The sequence below is a fragment of the Streptosporangium sp. CA-135522 genome (genome assembly GCF_050949235.1).
Classification (GTDB): domain Bacteria; phylum Actinomycetota; class Actinomycetes; order Streptosporangiales; family Streptosporangiaceae; genus Streptosporangium.
On sequence record NZ_CP192026.1, the window covers coordinates 4,355,572 to 4,370,985 of the forward strand.

Sequence of the window (15,414 nt, forward strand, 5' to 3'; positions counted from 1 at the left end):
CCGGCTGCGGTGCCGCGGGCCTGTCAGCGGGGCGGCAGGCGCGGGATGACGATCCGCGGCCGGTCGGCCGGGTTGGGCGTGTGCGGAGGAGAGACGACCAGGCGTTCCAGTGCGACCTCGATCGCCCTGTCGAGCTGGGTGTCCACGCCCCGGGCGTAGTCCTGCGGGGTGATGTCCACCTCGATGTCGGGATCGGTGCCGTAGTTCTCCACCCGCCAGCCCACGTCGTCGAAGGCGAAGGAGAACTCCGGCTGGGTGGTGACCGTGCCGTCGGCGAGCTGGTGCCGGGGCCAGATGCCGATCACCCCGCCCCAGGTGCGCTTGCCGATCAGCGGGCCCAGGCCCAGCAGCTTGAAGGTGTGGCTGAAGATGTCGCCGTCGGAGCCGGCCCACTCGTTGGTGATCGCGACCATCGGCCCGCGGGGGGATTCGTCGGGGTAGGGCTCGGGCACGCCCCAGCGGGGGAAGTTGTAGCCGAGACGGCGGCGGGCGAGCTTCTCCAGCAGCAGGGCCGACACGTGGCCGCCGCCGTTGAAGCGCACGTCCACGATGAGGCCCTCGCGGTCGTACTCGGTGAGGAAGCCGCGGTGGAACTCGGAGTAGCCCTCCGGGCCCATGTCGGGGATGTGCAGGTAGCCGATCCGGCCGCCGCTGCGTTCGTGACAGTGGGCCCGGTTGGCCTCCACCCAGTCGCGGTAGCGGCCGGGCTGCTCGTCGCCGATGGCCCTGACCTCGAAAGTCCGCTTGTCCTCCCCGCGCCTGACGGTGAGCTGGACCTCCTGGTCGGCCTGGTTGACCAGGAGCTCGTCCGGGCTCGCCGACGGCCCGACGGGCTGACCGTTGACGGCCAGCACGGTGTCGCCGGGCCGTATGTCCACCCCGAGCCGGTTGAGCGGCGAGGTCGCCTCGGGATCCCAGCGGTCGCCGCCGACGATGCGGGCGATCCGGTAGAGGCCGTCCTCGAAAGACCAGTCGACACCGAGCTTGCCCTGCCGGTAGTGCGGCCGGGAGCGGTAGGCGCCGCCGCTCTCATAGGCGTGGGAGGTGCCGAGTTCGCCGAGCAGCTCCCACAGCAGGTCGGAGAACTCCCCTCGGGTGGTGACCCGGTCCACCAGCGGCAGGTAACGCCGGTAGGCGCCTTCCCAGTCGATTCCGGCCATGTCCTGGGCCCAGAAGTTCTCCCGCTGCAGCCGCCAGGCCTCGCGGAACATCTGCCGCCACTCGGCCTCCGGGCGGATGGACACCTTGACCCGTGACAGGTCGATCCATCCGCTGCCGCGGCTCGGCGTGTCGTCGTCCTCGGGTTCCTCGCCCGCCTTGATCATCCGTAGCCGCCTCCCCGCCTGGTAGAGCAGCGTGACGCCATCGCGGCCGAGCTGGAACCCCGAGACGTCGCCGACCAGCGTCTCCTGCTTCTGGCCGGCGAAGTCGTAGACGTGCAGCGCGCCGTCGGAGGAGTCGGCGTAGTCGTCGCCGAGGCTGCCCTCGACGGGAAAGGTCAGGTAGACGGCCTTGCCCTTGATCCCGGCGATGCGGTCGTAGCGTCCCTCGGGGACGGGAAAGGCGACGACGCGGTCCTGGATGCCGTCCAGGTCGATGACCACCTCGATCTCCTGCTCGCCGTCGTCTCCGCCGTCCCCGCCGTCATCGTCGTCGTCATCGTCGTCCTTGAGCGGTCGGGGCTCGGGGACGAAGGGGGAGCGGACGTCGGCGCGCAGGCCGATGGCGTAGGGACGCGAGCCGAGCGGGAACCCCAGGTCGAACTGGAGCTCGTCGTAGACCGGGTTGAAGACGCGCTGTCCGATGAAGTAGAGGTAGTCGCCGCGGGGGTCGAAGGCGGGGGAGGAGTCCCACAGCACCGGGCGGGTGGCGGGGAAGGTCTCGCCGGTCTCGACCCGGCACAGTTTGACGGCCATGGTCTGCGCGGTGTCGCGGCAGGCGTAGGCGAGCCAGCGGCCGTCGGGGGACCAGGCGAGGTCTTCGATCCCGCCGAACCTGCTGGTGTCGACCACCGCGCTCGTGGCGTCGGTCACCGTGCTCTTGGCCAGGTCGATCACGAGCAGTTCGTTGCGGTGGTTGGCGATCGCGACCATGTCGTCCTTGGGGGAGACCTCCAACGCGGTGACCCGTCCGGTGTCGAGGTGGTCGAGCCGGACCGGTTCGGCGCTGCCGTCGGCGGTGAGCACGACCAGAACCTCGCGGTCACCGTCGTCGCTGGCCGCCGCGACGAGCCGTTCGTTGTCGTTCAACCAGGTCAGCATGCGGTAGCGGACGCCGTACAGCGCGCCGTGCTGGCGGACGGGGCCCTCCCAGGAGGCGAAGGAGAACGCCTTGCCCCGGGTGGTGATGGCCAGGCCGCTGCCGTCGGGGTTGAGTGTGGCGCTGTCGAGGAAGTCCTCGGCCGGGGCGAAACGCCGGTTGCGCTGCGTGCGGGAGCTGCGCAGGCACACCTCGACGTGGTGCGACTCCCCATTTTCGATCATGTAGAGCTCGGCTCCGGCGTGGTAGACCAGCCGGCGGCCGTCACCGGACAGGTTTCGGGCGTAGTAGTCGGCGTGGTCGGAGTGCCTGCACAGGTCGTCGCCGTCGGCGGTGCAGGAGTAGACGTTGCCGACGCCCTCGTGGTCGGAGATGAAGTAGACCCGCTCTCCGGCCCAGCAGGGTGAGGCCAGGTTGCCCGGCAGGGCGATGAGCCGCCGGAACTCCTCGGTGCCGATCCACAGGTCGCCCACGGTGCCGCCCCGGTAGCGCTTCCAGCGGGCCGGATCGGCGGTGTTGCGGCCGAGCACGATCTGCGGGCCGTAGGAGATGGAGTTGGCCGGACCGTACGGCAGGCGCTCAGGAACGCCGTCGGGCCGCACCCGGTGCAGCCATTTGCGCCCTTCGAAGGGCTGGGAGTCGTCGCTGGCGTACAGGACGGCACCGTCGGGATCCCAGCCGGTGACGGTGGAGCGGGCTCCGTGATAGGTGACCCGCCGGGCCGCTCCGCCGTCGGCGGGCATCACGTAGACCTCCTCCGGACCTTCCTCGCGGCCGGCGAAGGCGATCTGGTCGCCGTGCGGGGAGAAGCGGGGGTAACCCGCCTCGGCGACCCCGGCGGTCAGCCGGAAGGCCCGCCCGCCGGTGGCGGGCACCGTCCACAGGTCGTCTTCGGCGGCGAAGACGACCGTGTCGCCGAAGACGGTCGGGAATCGCAGGTAGGCGGACATGGTGTCACTCCATGATCGGGTGACCGGGTGGGGGCTCGCTCCGGTCGCCTGATCATGATTTCACGGTCATGGCGCCCCGATGCGTTCCCCTGGTACGCCGAGCGCAGTAATGCCCCCATTTCCGATATAGAGGTAGTTAGTGCCCTTTATGGGATTAGGTACCCACACTTCGTGGTGTGCCTCGCGCGTCACCGCCCGATCCCGGGGTCACCGCCGGCCAAGCCCCATCTGACGGCCCCGGTGGCCGCGGCCGTCGCGTACACGTTCTCGTCCCTGTGCCGCCGGCCGGGTGGGCGCCGGAAACGGGCGGGGACGCGACTCACGGTCGGCCGGCTCTCCCGTGCCGGACGGGCGGCCGCCGGTAGTCGAAAGGCGCCTTGCCGGACGGTGCCTTTTCGGACGGTGCCTTCTCCGCCGCCGGATTCCCGGTCAGCTCGCGGATGAGGTGATGATCGGGTGACAGCGCGCAGGCCGGGTCGGTACGGGCCGCCCGGCCGGTGATCGCGTAGGCCTGGCAGCGGCATCCGCCGAAGTCGATGTCGCGACGCGGGCAGCCGGCGCACGGCTCGCTCATCCACGCCGTTCCCCGGTAGGCGTTGAACGCCGCCGACTCCTCCCAGATCCACCGCAGGGAACGCTCCCGGACGTTGGGCGGCACCAGGTCCGGCAGGGCGTAGGCGCCCGGGCAGGGAAGCACCCCGCCGTCCGGCGCGACGGTCAGGGAGATCGCCCCCCACCCGCCCATACAGGGCTTCGGGACGCCCTCGAAGTAGTCGGGGACGACCCAGACGAGCCGGACCCCTCCCGCCAGCCGGTCCCGCCACAGGCGAACCTTCTCCTCCGCGCGCCGGAGCTGGTCGCGCGTCGGCAGCAGGGCGTCGCGGTTGCGCAGGGCCCAGCCGTAGAACTGGGTGTTGGCCAGCTCGATGCGTTCGGCGCCCCACGCGACGCCCAGTGCGATGATCTCCTCGACGGAGTCGAGGTTGTGCCGGTGCAGTACGACGTTGAGACCGAACGGCAGGCCGCTCTCGCGCACCAGTCCGGCGGCCCGCTCCTTGGCTGCGAACGACCGGCTCCCCGCGATGCGGTCCGACGTCTCGGCCACGGCGTCCTGTACCGAGAGCTGGACACTGCGCAGGCCCGAGCCGGCCAGTTCGTCCAGCCGGGAACGGTGGAGCCCGACGCCGCTGGTGACGAGCTGGGTGTAGATTCCGGCCCGTTCGGCCGCGGCCACGATCGCGGCCAGGTCGGCGCGCAGGAGCGGCTCGCCGCCGGACAGATGGGCGTGCACGACGCCCAGGGCGGCGGCCTCCTCCATCACCCGCGCCCATTCCCCGGTGCCGAGCTCGCCGGAACGGCCGATCAGTTCCAGGGGATTGGAACAGTAGGGGCAGTGGAGCGGGCAGGCGTGTGTGAGCTCTGCCAGCATCGCCCACGGCGCCTCGACGCTCATCTGAGCCACCCCTCTCGCCGGACCCGGTGCAGGAAGGCGGGCACGTCGTCGGCGACGGGGGCCGTGGGAAAGCGGGCGCTCAGCTCACCGACGATCTCGGTGACGGTCCGGCTGCCGTCGCACAGGCGGATGACGGCGGCCGCCTGGTCGTTGAGCACCACGACCTTCTCGGGCATGACCAGCAGGTCGGTGCCGCGCACGCCGTCATGCCGGAACATGATCGAGGAGGCGAGTTCGGGGCGCCAGGCCGGGCCGCTCATCGATACTCCCGCTCCACCGCGTCGAGCAGCGACCACAGCACGTCGCACTTGTACCTCAGCGCCGCAACGGCCTTCTCCTGGTCGGCGCGGTCACGCGCCCACTCCAGGACCAGGCCGAGCGCCTCGCCGCCGTCCTGGCCGCCCTGGGCGATGCGCCCCCGGAAGTAGCGGAGGCCTTCGGGGGCCACCCAGTGGTAGTGGCGCTCGAATGCGTCGATGCGCACGCGCATCAGATCCGGGGCGAACAGCTCGGTCAGCGACGCGGCGACGGCCTCCAGCGGGGAGCCGAGGCGGCACAGGTTGACGTAGCCCTCGACCGCCAGCCGTACACCGGCGAGCACCCCCTCGCCGGACAGCAGCAGCCCGCGGTCCAGGCCCGCCGCCCTGCCCAGGCGCAGCCACCGTTCGATGCCTCCCTGGCCGTTCCGCGTCCCGTCCTGGTCGCGGATCCGGCGGATCCACATCCGGCGCAGCTCCGGCGTCCCCAGCTTGGCCAGGATGAGCGCGTCTTTGATCGGTATGTGCCGCTGGTAGTGGAACCGGTTGAGGATCCAGCCGCGGATCTCCCGCCGGCTCAGCTCGCCCGCGTGCATCCGGAGGTTGAAGGGATGCCGGTCGTGGTAGCGGTCGCCGGGTACGGCGCGCATGCGCGCCTCGAACTCGGCGGGTGTCCACGGTGCGGCGCTCACGGCTGGATCTCCATTCCCGCGGCGGCCACCTCGACACCGAGCCGGGTCAGCACCCCATCCGCGGCACGCGCAGTTCCACCGGGGCACGCCGCCGCCCGCTGCGGTGCCGAGCACCTGCAAACGCATCGCCCACCTCGCAAGCGGCGCTCTGTCACCTGGTCAGGAAGTAGGCCGTCATCTCCATGGAGGCCTCGACGATCCGGTAGTCGGGCCTGTGCCAGGTCGTCTCCTCACCCCTGAGCTTGGGCTTTTTGCCGTGGGTTCGAGGTGGACGCTTCTGGTCGGAAGTCTTCGGTGTAGTGGCCACGGTCGGTACCTGCCTTCCGCGTCAGATGTCACGTTCTGTGACTCTCGATGACGAGCATAGGTCGATTCCGGTCATAAGGAAGGGAGCGCTGCTGCACATTCCTCAAAAGGGCTGGAGCGCATGGCTAAGTCTTTGTGATCGTCGCTATTTGTGATTACAAAAGGGGGTTTGAGGGTGTTCGGAGAGAGGGGTGGTTTGGGGTATGTGGCGCATAGATGGGAGATATCAACCTAATTTTTGTTTTATGTCCGAATAGTTGTCCCACTCGGCGAGGCGGACGCAGGCGAAGGGCCGGCGAGTGAGATGACCGCGCCAGTGCCGCGCCGGCCGTAAACGGTCACCGGGTCACGGTCGCCTGACGTGATCTCCTCCAGGGGCGAGGCCTTCGGCGCGGTGCGGCGTGGCGGGATCGCGGACGCGCCGGGATCGCCGACAGCGCGCCCACCGGCGGCGGAACAGGCGTCGGACGCGAAAAGAAGCGGTAAATCGCAGGCCTCGGAATGGATAACGATCTTCACGATTGGGCAGGAAATCCGCACACGCCTTGCGTTCCGGGGAGGTACGGCATGGCCTGGTCGCAAGACGAGGAGCGACTACTGCTGCAAATCGAGCGTCACCTCATCGACGAGGACCCGCGGCTGGCGGCGCGGCTCGAATCGTTCAACGAGCGTGTCCACCGCAAGGAGCACGGCCGTCGCAGGCGTGACGCGAGGAAGAAGGGTGGGCGCTCCTCCCGACGCCCGCGCCGGTCGACGGTCATCATCATGGTCAGCTGGGTGCTGATCGCGACTTTGATCGCCACGCTGCTCATCCTGGTGCTCCGCCACGAGGCCGCCGCGCTCGCGCTGTAGCGGACGCTGGAGCGGCCGGGACGCGCCGAGCGCGGCGCCTTCGGCCGTCGGCGGTCTCACCGCGGCCGGCCCTGATGACGAGCCGGGCGTCGCTGCCCGCGACGGTGCCGGAAGGCGAACGTCCCGGCGACGACGGGTTCGGGCCGCCGTACGGGATCAGCTCAGGCCACGCAGGAAGCGGGCGGCCACCGGGGCGGCGACCGCGCCGCCACCCGAGCCCTCCTCCACGATGACGGCGAAGGCCAGGTCGCCGCGGAAGCCCATGAACCAGGCGTGGGTCTTCAGCGCGTCCTGCGGGCCGTACTCGGCGGTGCCGGTCTTCCCCCTGGTGCCTGCCGGCAGGCCCGCGTCCTTGGCGGTGCCCTTGGTGACCACCGCGGACATCATCCGATGCATCGGGGATGTGACCCCCTCGGGCAGCGCCTGCGGTTGCAGCTTCTGCTTGACCGAGGGGACCAGTGTCGGCGGGCGCCAGCTGCCGTCGGCCAGCGCGGCGGCCACCGAGGCCATCAGCAGCGGACTGGCGGTGATGCGACCCTGGCCGAAGGACTCCGCGGCGAGTTCGGCGTCGCTCTGGGCCCTGGGAAAGCTGCTCTTGGTGCCCAGCTCGACGCCGATGCTGAGCGGTTTGTTGAAACCGAACAGCTCCGCGGTGCTCAGCAGCTTGTCGGCGCCCAGCTTCTCCTTGGCCAACGGGGCGAAGGTGGTGTTGCAGGAGTAGGCGAAGGAGTCGGAGAAGGACACCGCGCCGTATCCGGCGTGGTGGGAGTTGCGGATCGGCAGACCGCCGACCTTGACGTCCTTGGGACAGGTGACCCGGTCGCCGGGGGCCATCCCCTCGGCCAGCAGCCCGACGGCGGTGATCGCCTTGAAGGTCGAGCCGGGCGGGTAGTTGCCCTCCAGAGCGCGGTTGAAGCCGCCCTGGTTGTTCACCACGGCGAGGATCTCACCCGAGGACGGCTTGACCGCGACCAGCGAGGTGGTCTGCTTGAGGTCGCGCACCGCGTCGGCGGCGGCCCGCTGGACCCGCAGATCCAGACTGGTCTCCACCGCTTCGCCGCCCTTTCCCTCCAGCTTGCCGACGGGCCTGGCGGTCTTGCCGTCGGCGCCGACGAGCTGGATCTCGGTGGTGGGCGTGCCCGCCAGACGTCGCTGGAAGGCCTGCTGCAACCCGCCCCGGCCGATCGCGTCGCCCACCTTGTAGGAGGAGCCGAGCGACTTGACGTCCTTGGCGGTGGCCTTGTCGAGGTATCCGACGATCTGCTGCACCGATCCGCCCACGTCACCGCCGTCGATGCGTTCGCCGCCCGCGGCGACGACCTTCGCCCGCTCCGGCCACCTGGTCTTCAGCGCGAACCCGTCACCTGCGGTCATGCCGGGGTGCACGGCCTTGGGCGACCACTTGACCCGCCAGTGGTGGTCGACGACCGCGAGGTCGAGGGCGCCGGTGTAACTCCACTCGCCGACGTTCTTCAGCTTCAGCGTGGCGGTGTAGGCGGCCTGGCCGACGCCGTCACCGGTCTCGCGTACCGAGTCCAGCCGCACCGCGGTGCCCTCGATCGCGAGGTTCTTGCGCATGTCCTCGTACGTCTTGCCGAAGGCGGGGTCGGTCGCCCCCAGTTCGGCGCGCATGGCGGCCAGATCGCCCCGCTGCCAGGCCTGGGTGAAGCGCTGCGCGGTCTCCTTGGGAGTGCCCCGGGTGTGCAGTACCCACCACGCGCCACCCCCGGCGGCCCCCGCCACCAGCACGACGGCTACCGATGTGATCGCGATCGTCTTGCCACGCGGCACCTGACTACCCCCAGTCTCTGCGGCCCCTAGGGCCGCAGCTTAGCGTGGTCGCCGCGACGCATCCCGGTTAATGATCATTTGTCCAAGCTGCTGCTGTGCGCGTAGCTCGACACGTACTCCTGCCCGGACAGTTCCTGGATCGCCGCCATGATCTCGTCGGTCACCTGGCGCCGGTCACGCGCGCTGGTCTGCGAACCGGAGAACGTCAGGGGCTTGCCGATGCGGACCCCCACCCGGCCCAGCTTGGGCAGCGAGGCGCCGATCGGGAGCACCGCGTCGGTACCGCTCATCGCCACCGGGATCACCGGCGCCCCGGTGGCCAGGGCCAGCCAGGCGACCCCGACCTTGCCCCGGTAGAGGCGGCCGTCAGGGGAGCGGGTGCCCTCGGGGTAGATGCCGAACAGCTCACCGTCGTCCAGCACCCGCGCGGCCGCGTCCAGCATGTCCTGAGCGGAGGAGGGGCTCTGCCGATCGATGCTGATCTGGCCGGTGGCTCGCATCCACGCCGCGGTGACCGGGTTGCCGGTGAAGTATTCGGCCTTGGCCACGAACCTGACCTGGCGCGGCAGCACTATCGGCAGGAAGGTGGAGTCGAGGACGGACAGGTGGTTGGAGGCCAGGATGGCCGGCCCCGATCCGGGCACGTGCTCCGCCCCGGTGACCTCGGTGGGCCACAGCAGGCGAAGAACGGGAGCGCTGACGATCTTGGCCAGGCGATAGAGCACGGGCTCTCCTCATGAGACGGGTTCACCACACTAGGTGGTGGCCTGACGATCGGCGGGTGTGCGCACCCGCACAAGCAGGGCCGTCAGGTTTGTAGTTCTCCTCCAAAGCTACGGCCGTCTTCTTGGGGAAACCTGAAAACAAAAGCCCCGCGGGAGCCTGGGCTCCCGCGGGGCGAGACGTTTAGTGCCGATGTGGCGGTCGCCTCCTCGGCGAGAGGCACAACACGGCTCCAGCCGAACGGTATTCCGTGAAGGCGGTAATTTGCGGCCCGGGGGACACAAACCACATCGGCACGATTACTGTAACCGACGTCCGCCGCTGGTTATTCCAGATCGGGTCACCGGCGTGTCCAGCGGGGCTGGGCCACCCCCGCCACCCGCAGGTCACGCCCTTTGAGGGCGACTTCGGCGAACTGCCACAGGATCGCCCCGGTGGGCGCGTGGATCACGATCGAGGGGCCCAGCGGCATCTGCAGCAGGCTCCGTCCCTCCTCGTCGATCCGCCAGCGCGGCACCCCCGGCGCCATGAACCGCTCCAGCGGCACCCGGTGGACGGAGGCCACCTCGCGGGGGTCCCGGCGGGGCCGCTGCCGCCCGCCGAACGCCACCACCGGGGTGATCACGAATCCGGAGTCGGTGACGAAGTCGTCGAGCAGCCCGGCCACCTCCGCCTCCTGGATCGAAGCCTCCTCCGCCAGTTCCCGCAGCGCCGCCGTCACGGCGTCCTCACCTTCCTCCAGCCTCCCGCCGGGCAGCGCCCACTGCCCGGGGTTGCGGCCGTAGGCGCCCCTTTTGATCACGATCGTGTACGGCCCGCGCCCGGCATCCTCCAGCACGCACACGGTGACCGCGGCGTGCCGCAGCCCTTCGGCCAGGGGGAGGGCGCCCTGCCGCCGGAATCCGGCCAGGTTCGCGACGATGTGGGAACGAAGCTCGCCGGAGGGGGGAAGGAGGGCCATGGCGGCCAGAATCGCACACACGCCGGATGCCGGGCGCCGCGCCCCCGGGGCGCCCGGCGTCACCGGCGAGGCGGTGGCCGGACAGTGGTGCGATGGCGGTGGTGCGATGGCGGTGAGACGCGGCCGGGTGGCCGTTTTCGTATGATCCATGGAGTACGGCCAGGGCGAGAGCCGACGACCCGGGGAGAGGTTCAGTGGAGACCGAGCGTCTGATCATGCGCAGGTGGCGGGAGGCCGACCGGGAGCCGTTCGCGGCGTTGAACGCCGACCCCGAGGTGATGAAGCACTTCCCCGCCCCGCTGACCCGCGAGCAGTCCGATGCGATGGTGGATCGGATCGAGTCGGGGTTCGACAGGCACGGCTACGGGCTCTGGGCACTGGAGGTGCGTGCCACCGGGGAGTTCGTCGGGTTCACCGGGCTGGCGTGGCAGACGTTCGAGGCACACTTCACCCCGGCGCTGGAGGTCGGCTGGCGGCTCGCTCGATCCGCCTGGGGGTACGGCTACGCGAGCGAGGCGGCTCGGGCGGCGCTGCGTCACGGCTTCGGCCCGGCGGGGCGGGACGAGATCGTCTCCATGACGGCCGTGGCCAACCTGCGTTCCCGGGCGGTCATGGAACGCCTCGGCATGACCAGGGACCCGGCCGACGACTTCGATCACCCCCGGGTGCCCGTCGACAGCCCGCTCCGGCCGCATGTGCTGTACCGCATCGGCCGCGACGCCTGGCGGTGAGCGTCTCGACGCCGTGGCCGCGTGCCGGGGCGTTCCCGTCACCGTGTTCCGCCGGGGCCGGCCCGTCGGTCACAGCGGTCTGGGGGCGGGCAGAGTGATCTTGTCGACGGCCTCACGGCGGCGCCGTTCGGGACGCCGGTCGTAGCGGGCGGTGGTGGCGGGGGAGGAGTGGCCGACGAGCGCCTGAGCCGTGGCCAGGTCCACGCCGGCGTCGAGCAGTTCGCCGATGAAGGTGCGCCGGAAGTCGTGCGGGGTGCGCGGCATGGCTCCCGCCTCGGCCAGCCGCCTGGACAGGATGTCGGCGATCGCCTGTCCCGTCATGGCCGCGGGCCCGCCGTCCCTGATCCGCAGCCGTCCGGTGCTGCCGATGGGGGAGAACAGCGCTCCCGCCGGGCGCCCCCGCACCGCCAGCCAGCGCTCCAGCCGGCCGACGGCCTCGGCGGTCAGGTAGACCAGACGTTCCTTGTCGCGCTTGCCGCGCACTCGCAGTGAGCGCGATCCGGAGTCGTAGTCGCTCAGGGTCATCCCGGCGATCTCGGCGCGGCGGCAGCCGGTGGAGTAGAGCACCGCCAGCAGCGCGGCGTCGCGGACCCCGGCGGGGGAGTCGTCGGCGTCGCACGCGGCCAGTGCGGCACCGACGACCTCGGGCGGGACGTGCTGTCCCGTGGGCAGGCGGGTGTGCTCGACGGTCGGCAGGTCGGCGGCGCGCTGGTACTCCTCGGCGGTCATCTGCCCGAGCCGCCAGGCTTCCCGCAGCACCCTGCGCAGCGCGACAAGGTGCTTGTTGACGTAGGCGGGGGACCAGCCGCGTTCGATCATGAGGGCCCGGATGCGCACCGTGTGCTCGTAGCGGAGGAGGTGCCAGGGCTGGCCCGCTCCGGAGGAGACCTCGTCCCCGGAGACGAGGGCGGCCAGGCGGTCCAGGCAGCCTCGCATGGCGCGGCGGGACTCGGCGCTGGACAGGGAGTCGAGATACACCCGGTAGGGATCGCGGGCGGGCTCGACGGCGGTGCGGGGCGACTGGGGGACGACTGGCACGCTCACCCGGACGACCCTATCCATTATTATTGATCTACATTGTAAAGAAACTCGTTCGGTTCACACGACGCCCCCGCGAGGGTGACGGGCCGTCGCCGCCACATCGACGGCCGGACCGGACCGGGCCGGCGGCTCCATGTCACCGGGGTCTCGCTGTGTGATTGGGTGGTCGCAATGAACATCTCATCGCGGGCCTCGGCCTATCTTCGCGCCTATGACGAGCAACTGCGGGGCAGGCCGATGCCCGGCCGTACGGCCGAGCGGATCGGACCGGTGCTGCGGGTGGTGTCCGACGGACACGGGCAGGGATTCGTGACCTACCGGGATCTGGGCGGGCTGGAGGGCGTGGAGCTGGACGCGTTCATCGCCGGCCAGCGTGACTTCTTCACCGAGATCGGGCGGCCGGTGGAATGGAAGTACCACGACTACGACCTGCCGGTGGACCTGCCCGATCGGCTGGTCGCGGCCGGGTTCGAGCCCGAGGAGCGCGAGACCGTCATGGTGGGTGAGACGGCCGGACTCGCGGCGGCTCCGGCGCCGCCCAAGGGAGTGCGGTTACGGGAGGTGGCCGGGCGGAGCGATCTGGAGCGGATCCGGGAGATGGAGGAGACCGTCTGGGAAGCCGATCGGAGCTGGTTGCCCGACCTCCTGGAGCGGGACATCGCCGGGCCGGGTGACCGGTGCGCGGTGGTGCTGGCCGAGGCGGGGGAGCGGGTGGTGTGCGCGGCGTGGATGCGCTTTCACCAGGGCACCGACTTCGTCTCGCTGTGGGGCGGCTCGACACTGAAGGAGTGGCGGGGCAAGGGGATCTACCGGTCGATGGTGGCCTATCGGGCAGGCCTGGCGGTGGAGCGGGGATTCCGGTTGGTGCAGGTGGACGCCTCTGACGACAGCCGCCCGATCCTGTCCAGGCTCGGCTTGGAGGCGATCGCGACGACGACGCCCTACATGTGGGTGCCTCCGACCGTCTGAGGGGCAGGGGTGAGCCGTTCGGTCAGCCGGTCGCGGATCCGGGTCGGCCGGTCATGCCGTCAGCCAGGGACGGTAGAGGTCGACCTGTGCGTCGAGGTCAAGCGGTGCTCACCGGATATCTCGGAATAGACTATTCCATTCTGCTAAGATGTGGCCGAGGAAAGCCCGAGGAGAGGACGTACATGCCCGAGGTGCTCAGTAGACGTGCGCTCAATCGGGCCACCCTGGACCGGCAGTTGCTGCTGACCCGGGCGGAGCTGCCGGCCTTCGACGCGATCCGGCACCTGTACGGCATGCAGGCACAAGCGCCGAATCCGCCTTACATCGGACTGTGGAGCCGCCTGGCCGAGTTCGGCCACGAGGACCTGGCGCGGTTGCTGCATGAGCGCAAGGTGGTGCGGCTGGCCCTGATGCGTTCCACCATCCACCTGGTCACGGCGGACGACTGCCTGAGCCTGCGCCCGCTGCTGCAGCCGATGCTGATGCGCGGGCTGCTGGGCGGTCACGGCAAGAGACTGGCCGGGCTGGACCTGGACGAGCTCGCCGCCGCCGGACGGGCCATGGTCGAGGAGAAGCCCCTCACCTTCCGCGAGCTCGGGGAGCGCCTGCGCGAGCGGTGGCCGGAACGCGCCGGGGCCGACCTGGTCAACGGTGTGCGCAACACGGTGGCGCTGGTGCAGGTCCCGCCCCGGGGTATCTGGGGGGTGGGAGGACAGCCCGCCCACACCAGCACGGAGGCATGGTTGGGTCGTCCCATGAACGAGCGGGCCTCGCTGGAGGAGATGGTCCGCCGCTACCTGGCCGCCTACGGTCCGGCGGCGGTGATGGACATCCAGCAGTGGTCGGGCATGACCCGGCTGGGAGAGGTCGCCCGGAGCATGGACCTGCGGTCCTTCGTGACCGAGGAGGGCGTGGAGCTGGTCGATCTGCCCGACGCCTCCCGGCCCGGCCCGGACGCCCCCGCTCCGGTGCGCTACCTGTCGGAGTTCGACAACATGCTGCTGTCGTTCAGCGAGCGGACCCGAACCCGGATCATGGCGGACGAGTATCGCGGCAGGATGTTCACGGTCAACGGCATCATCAGGGCGGCGGTGCTGGTGGACGGGTTCGTGCGGGGCATGTGGAAGGTGACCGCCAAGCGGGGCGAGGCGGTGCTCGAGGTGGAGCTGTTCCAGCCGGTGACGGCGCGGGAGCAGGCGGCGCTGGAGGAAGAGGGAATGCGCATGCTGGACTTCGTCGCGGCGTCGGCGACGGTCCGGGAGGTCCGTTTCGGCTGACCGCGCCGCCGGCGGTGAGGCGCGGATCGCCCAAAAGAACCGCTCGGTTCCCGAAAAGAAGTTGCGCGGCCAGCGAGACGGTCCGTACCGTTCCCAACATGTGCATGTATTCCGACCCCTTCATGGTGGGCCTTCTCGTGGCGCGTCCCCGCGGCGGCCGGGCTCTGGCCCGCTGAAGGGACGCTCCCTCTCATCCGCGCGTCCCCGATGCGTGCGCCCAGGGCCTCCGAGACCTTGTTCATCTCGGACCCGAAAGGGCGACAGCTATGGCGCAGTCCTTCGCGCACGGAGACCACTCACACACCCAGAAGCGAGTCAAGAACGGTGGCGGCCGTACTGGCCGTGACCAGGCCAGACGTGTCTTCTCGCAGAATTTCATGATCGATCCGTCCGCCGTGCGGCGGGTGGCCGAAGCCGCCGGCTCGCACGAGCTGATCCTGGAGCCGGGCGGGGGCGAGGGCGTCCTCACCCGTGCCCTGGCCGAAACATGCAAGGAGGTCATCACCTACGAGATCGACCCGCTGCTGGCGGGCAGGCTCGCCGCCCGCACCCGTGGCGAGAGTCGGATCAAGGTGGTCAGAGGGGACTTCCTGAAGGCGCGGGCTCCTCGCGAGCCGTTCGCGGTCGTCGGGAACATCCCCTACGCGATCACCTCGAAGATCGTCGCATGGTGCCTGGCCGCGCCCACGCTGACCTCGGCGACGCTGGTCACCCAACTGGAGTACGCGCGCAAGCGCACCGGCGACTTCGACCGCTGGAGCCTGCTGACCGTGCGGACCTGGCCGGAGCATTCCTGGAGTCTGCTGGGATTCATCGGCAGGGAGAGCTTCCGCCCGGTACCGGTGGTCGACTCGGCCGTCCTGGGCATCGAGCGGCGGTCCGTGGCCCTGCTGCCCCCGGAGTCGCTGGCCGCCTACGACGCGTTCGTCGAGTACGGCTTCGCCGGGGTCGGCGGTTCGCTGCACGCCTCGTTGAGAACGCGTCACCCCGCGCACCGGGTGGACGCCGCGTGCGAGGCGGCAGGGGTGCTGCCCGGAACGGTGGTGGCGTTCGTCCACCCCGACCAGTGGCTGACCCTGTTCGGCCACCTGCACCGCACCGGATGACCCGCCGGTGAGATGAGAGAGCCCGGGGCCGGCCGCGATCGGATCG

At 70.4% G+C, this 15,414-nt stretch carries 14 protein-coding genes; 5 read left to right on the plus strand and 9 right to left on the minus strand.

Going from position 1 to position 15,414, the window contains the following annotated elements:
- Positions 1–23 precede the first annotated feature (23 nt).
- The 5 genes from ACQPYK_RS20145 to pqqA all read right to left on the minus strand — a co-directional run bounded on the left by ACQPYK_RS20145 (position 24) and on the right by pqqA (position 5,918).
- Complete coding sequence (locus tag ACQPYK_RS20145; RefSeq protein WP_433257339.1) at positions 24–3,209, minus strand: S41 family peptidase; 3,186 nt, start codon at positions 3,207–3,209, stop codon at positions 24–26.
- Positions 3,210–3,528: 319 nt separating this feature from the next.
- Positions 3,529–4,662 carry a pyrroloquinoline quinone biosynthesis protein PqqE gene (pqqE, locus tag ACQPYK_RS20150; protein WP_433257341.1) on the minus strand — a complete coding sequence of 378 codons (1,134 nt, stop codon included), beginning with the start codon at positions 4,660–4,662 and terminating at the stop codon, positions 3,529–3,531.
- Positions 4,659–4,922, minus strand: a complete 264-nt coding sequence (pqqD, locus tag ACQPYK_RS20155; protein ID WP_433257343.1) for a pyrroloquinoline quinone biosynthesis peptide chaperone PqqD — start codon at positions 4,920–4,922, stop codon at positions 4,659–4,661. The genes pqqE and pqqD overlap by 4 nt, the downstream gene beginning before the upstream one ends.
- Positions 4,919–5,611, minus strand: coding sequence for a pyrroloquinoline-quinone synthase PqqC (pqqC, locus tag ACQPYK_RS20160; protein WP_433257345.1), 693 nt, complete (start codon positions 5,609–5,611; stop codon positions 4,919–4,921). Before pqqC ends, pqqD begins: the two co-directional genes overlap by 4 nt.
- Before the next feature lie 151 nt (positions 5,612–5,762).
- Positions 5,763–5,918, minus strand: coding sequence for a pyrroloquinoline quinone precursor peptide PqqA (gene pqqA / locus ACQPYK_RS20165; protein ID WP_433257347.1), 156 nt, complete (start codon positions 5,916–5,918; stop codon positions 5,763–5,765).
- 566 nt (positions 5,919–6,484) lie between these two features.
- Here pqqA and ACQPYK_RS20170 point away from each other — a divergent pair.
- Complete coding sequence (locus ACQPYK_RS20170) at positions 6,485–6,769, plus strand: DUF3040 domain-containing protein (RefSeq protein WP_433257349.1); 285 nt, start codon at positions 6,485–6,487, stop codon at positions 6,767–6,769.
- Positions 6,770–6,925: 156 nt separating this feature from the next.
- On the opposite strand, the gene ACQPYK_RS20175 is transcribed toward ACQPYK_RS20170, so the two are convergent.
- The 3 genes from ACQPYK_RS20175 to ACQPYK_RS20185 form a co-directional block, all read right to left on the minus strand.
- A complete protein-coding gene (locus tag ACQPYK_RS20175) occupies positions 6,926–8,560 on the minus strand; it encodes a penicillin-binding transpeptidase domain-containing protein (RefSeq protein WP_433257351.1) in 1,635 nt (544 codons plus the stop codon).
- Between the two features lie 74 nt (positions 8,561–8,634).
- Positions 8,635–9,285, minus strand: a complete 651-nt coding sequence (locus ACQPYK_RS20180; RefSeq protein ID WP_433257353.1) for a lysophospholipid acyltransferase family protein — start codon at positions 9,283–9,285, stop codon at positions 8,635–8,637.
- A 338-nt stretch (positions 9,286–9,623) separates the two neighbouring features.
- A complete protein-coding gene (locus tag ACQPYK_RS20185) occupies positions 9,624–10,244 on the minus strand; it encodes an NUDIX hydrolase (RefSeq protein ID WP_433257355.1) in 621 nt (206 codons plus the stop codon).
- Positions 10,245–10,438: 194 nt separating this feature from the next.
- Between ACQPYK_RS20185 and ACQPYK_RS20190 the strand changes: the two genes are divergently transcribed.
- Positions 10,439–10,975: a GNAT family N-acetyltransferase gene (locus ACQPYK_RS20190; RefSeq protein ID WP_433257356.1), complete on the plus strand. Its 537-nt coding sequence runs from the start codon at positions 10,439–10,441 to the stop codon at positions 10,973–10,975.
- A 69-nt stretch (positions 10,976–11,044) separates the two neighbouring features.
- Here the strand turns inward: ACQPYK_RS20190 and ACQPYK_RS20195 are convergent, their stop codons facing one another.
- A complete protein-coding gene (locus ACQPYK_RS20195; protein WP_433257358.1) occupies positions 11,045–12,019 on the minus strand; it encodes a tyrosine-type recombinase/integrase in 975 nt (324 codons plus the stop codon).
- A gap of 168 nt (positions 12,020–12,187) precedes the next feature.
- Between ACQPYK_RS20195 and ACQPYK_RS20200 the strand changes: the two genes are divergently transcribed.
- From ACQPYK_RS20200 to erm, 3 genes are all read left to right on the plus strand, one after another.
- A complete protein-coding gene (locus tag ACQPYK_RS20200; RefSeq protein ID WP_433257360.1) occupies positions 12,188–12,985 on the plus strand; it encodes a GNAT family N-acetyltransferase in 798 nt (265 codons plus the stop codon).
- A 182-nt stretch (positions 12,986–13,167) separates the two neighbouring features.
- Positions 13,168–14,262, plus strand: a complete 1,095-nt coding sequence (locus ACQPYK_RS20205) for a winged helix DNA-binding domain-containing protein (protein WP_433257362.1) — start codon at positions 13,168–13,170, stop codon at positions 14,260–14,262.
- Positions 14,263–14,528: 266 nt separating this feature from the next.
- The gene (gene erm / locus ACQPYK_RS20210; RefSeq protein ID WP_433257364.1) at positions 14,529–15,368 is read left to right on the plus strand and encodes an ErmE/ErmH/ErmO/ErmR family 23S rRNA (adenine(2058)-N(6))-methyltransferase; all 840 of its coding nucleotides are present in this window, start codon (positions 14,529–14,531) and stop codon (positions 15,366–15,368) included.
- The last annotated feature ends 46 nt before the right edge of the window (positions 15,369–15,414 follow it).

Coding starts and splice junctions, on each gene's coding strand:
- ACQPYK_RS20145 (WP_433257339.1), bottom strand. CDS start 3,209: ATGTCCGCCTACCTGCGATTCCCGACCGTCTTCGGCGACACGGTCGTC.
- pqqE (WP_433257341.1), bottom strand. CDS start 4,662: ATGAGCGTCGAGGCGCCGTGGGCGATGCTGGCAGAGCTCACACACGCC.
- pqqD (WP_433257343.1), bottom strand. CDS start 4,922: ATGAGCGGCCCGGCCTGGCGCCCCGAACTCGCCTCCTCGATCATGTTC.
- ACQPYK_RS20170 (WP_433257349.1), top strand. CDS start 6,485: ATGGCCTGGTCGCAAGACGAGGAGCGACTACTGCTGCAAATCGAGCGT.
- ACQPYK_RS20185 (WP_433257355.1), bottom strand. CDS start 10,244: ATGGCCCTCCTTCCCCCCTCCGGCGAGCTTCGTTCCCACATCGTCGCG.
- ACQPYK_RS20200 (WP_433257360.1), top strand. CDS start 12,188: ATGAACATCTCATCGCGGGCCTCGGCCTATCTTCGCGCCTATGACGAG.
- ACQPYK_RS20205 (WP_433257362.1), top strand. CDS start 13,168: ATGCCCGAGGTGCTCAGTAGACGTGCGCTCAATCGGGCCACCCTGGAC.
- erm (WP_433257364.1), top strand. CDS start 14,529: ATGGCGCAGTCCTTCGCGCACGGAGACCACTCACACACCCAGAAGCGA.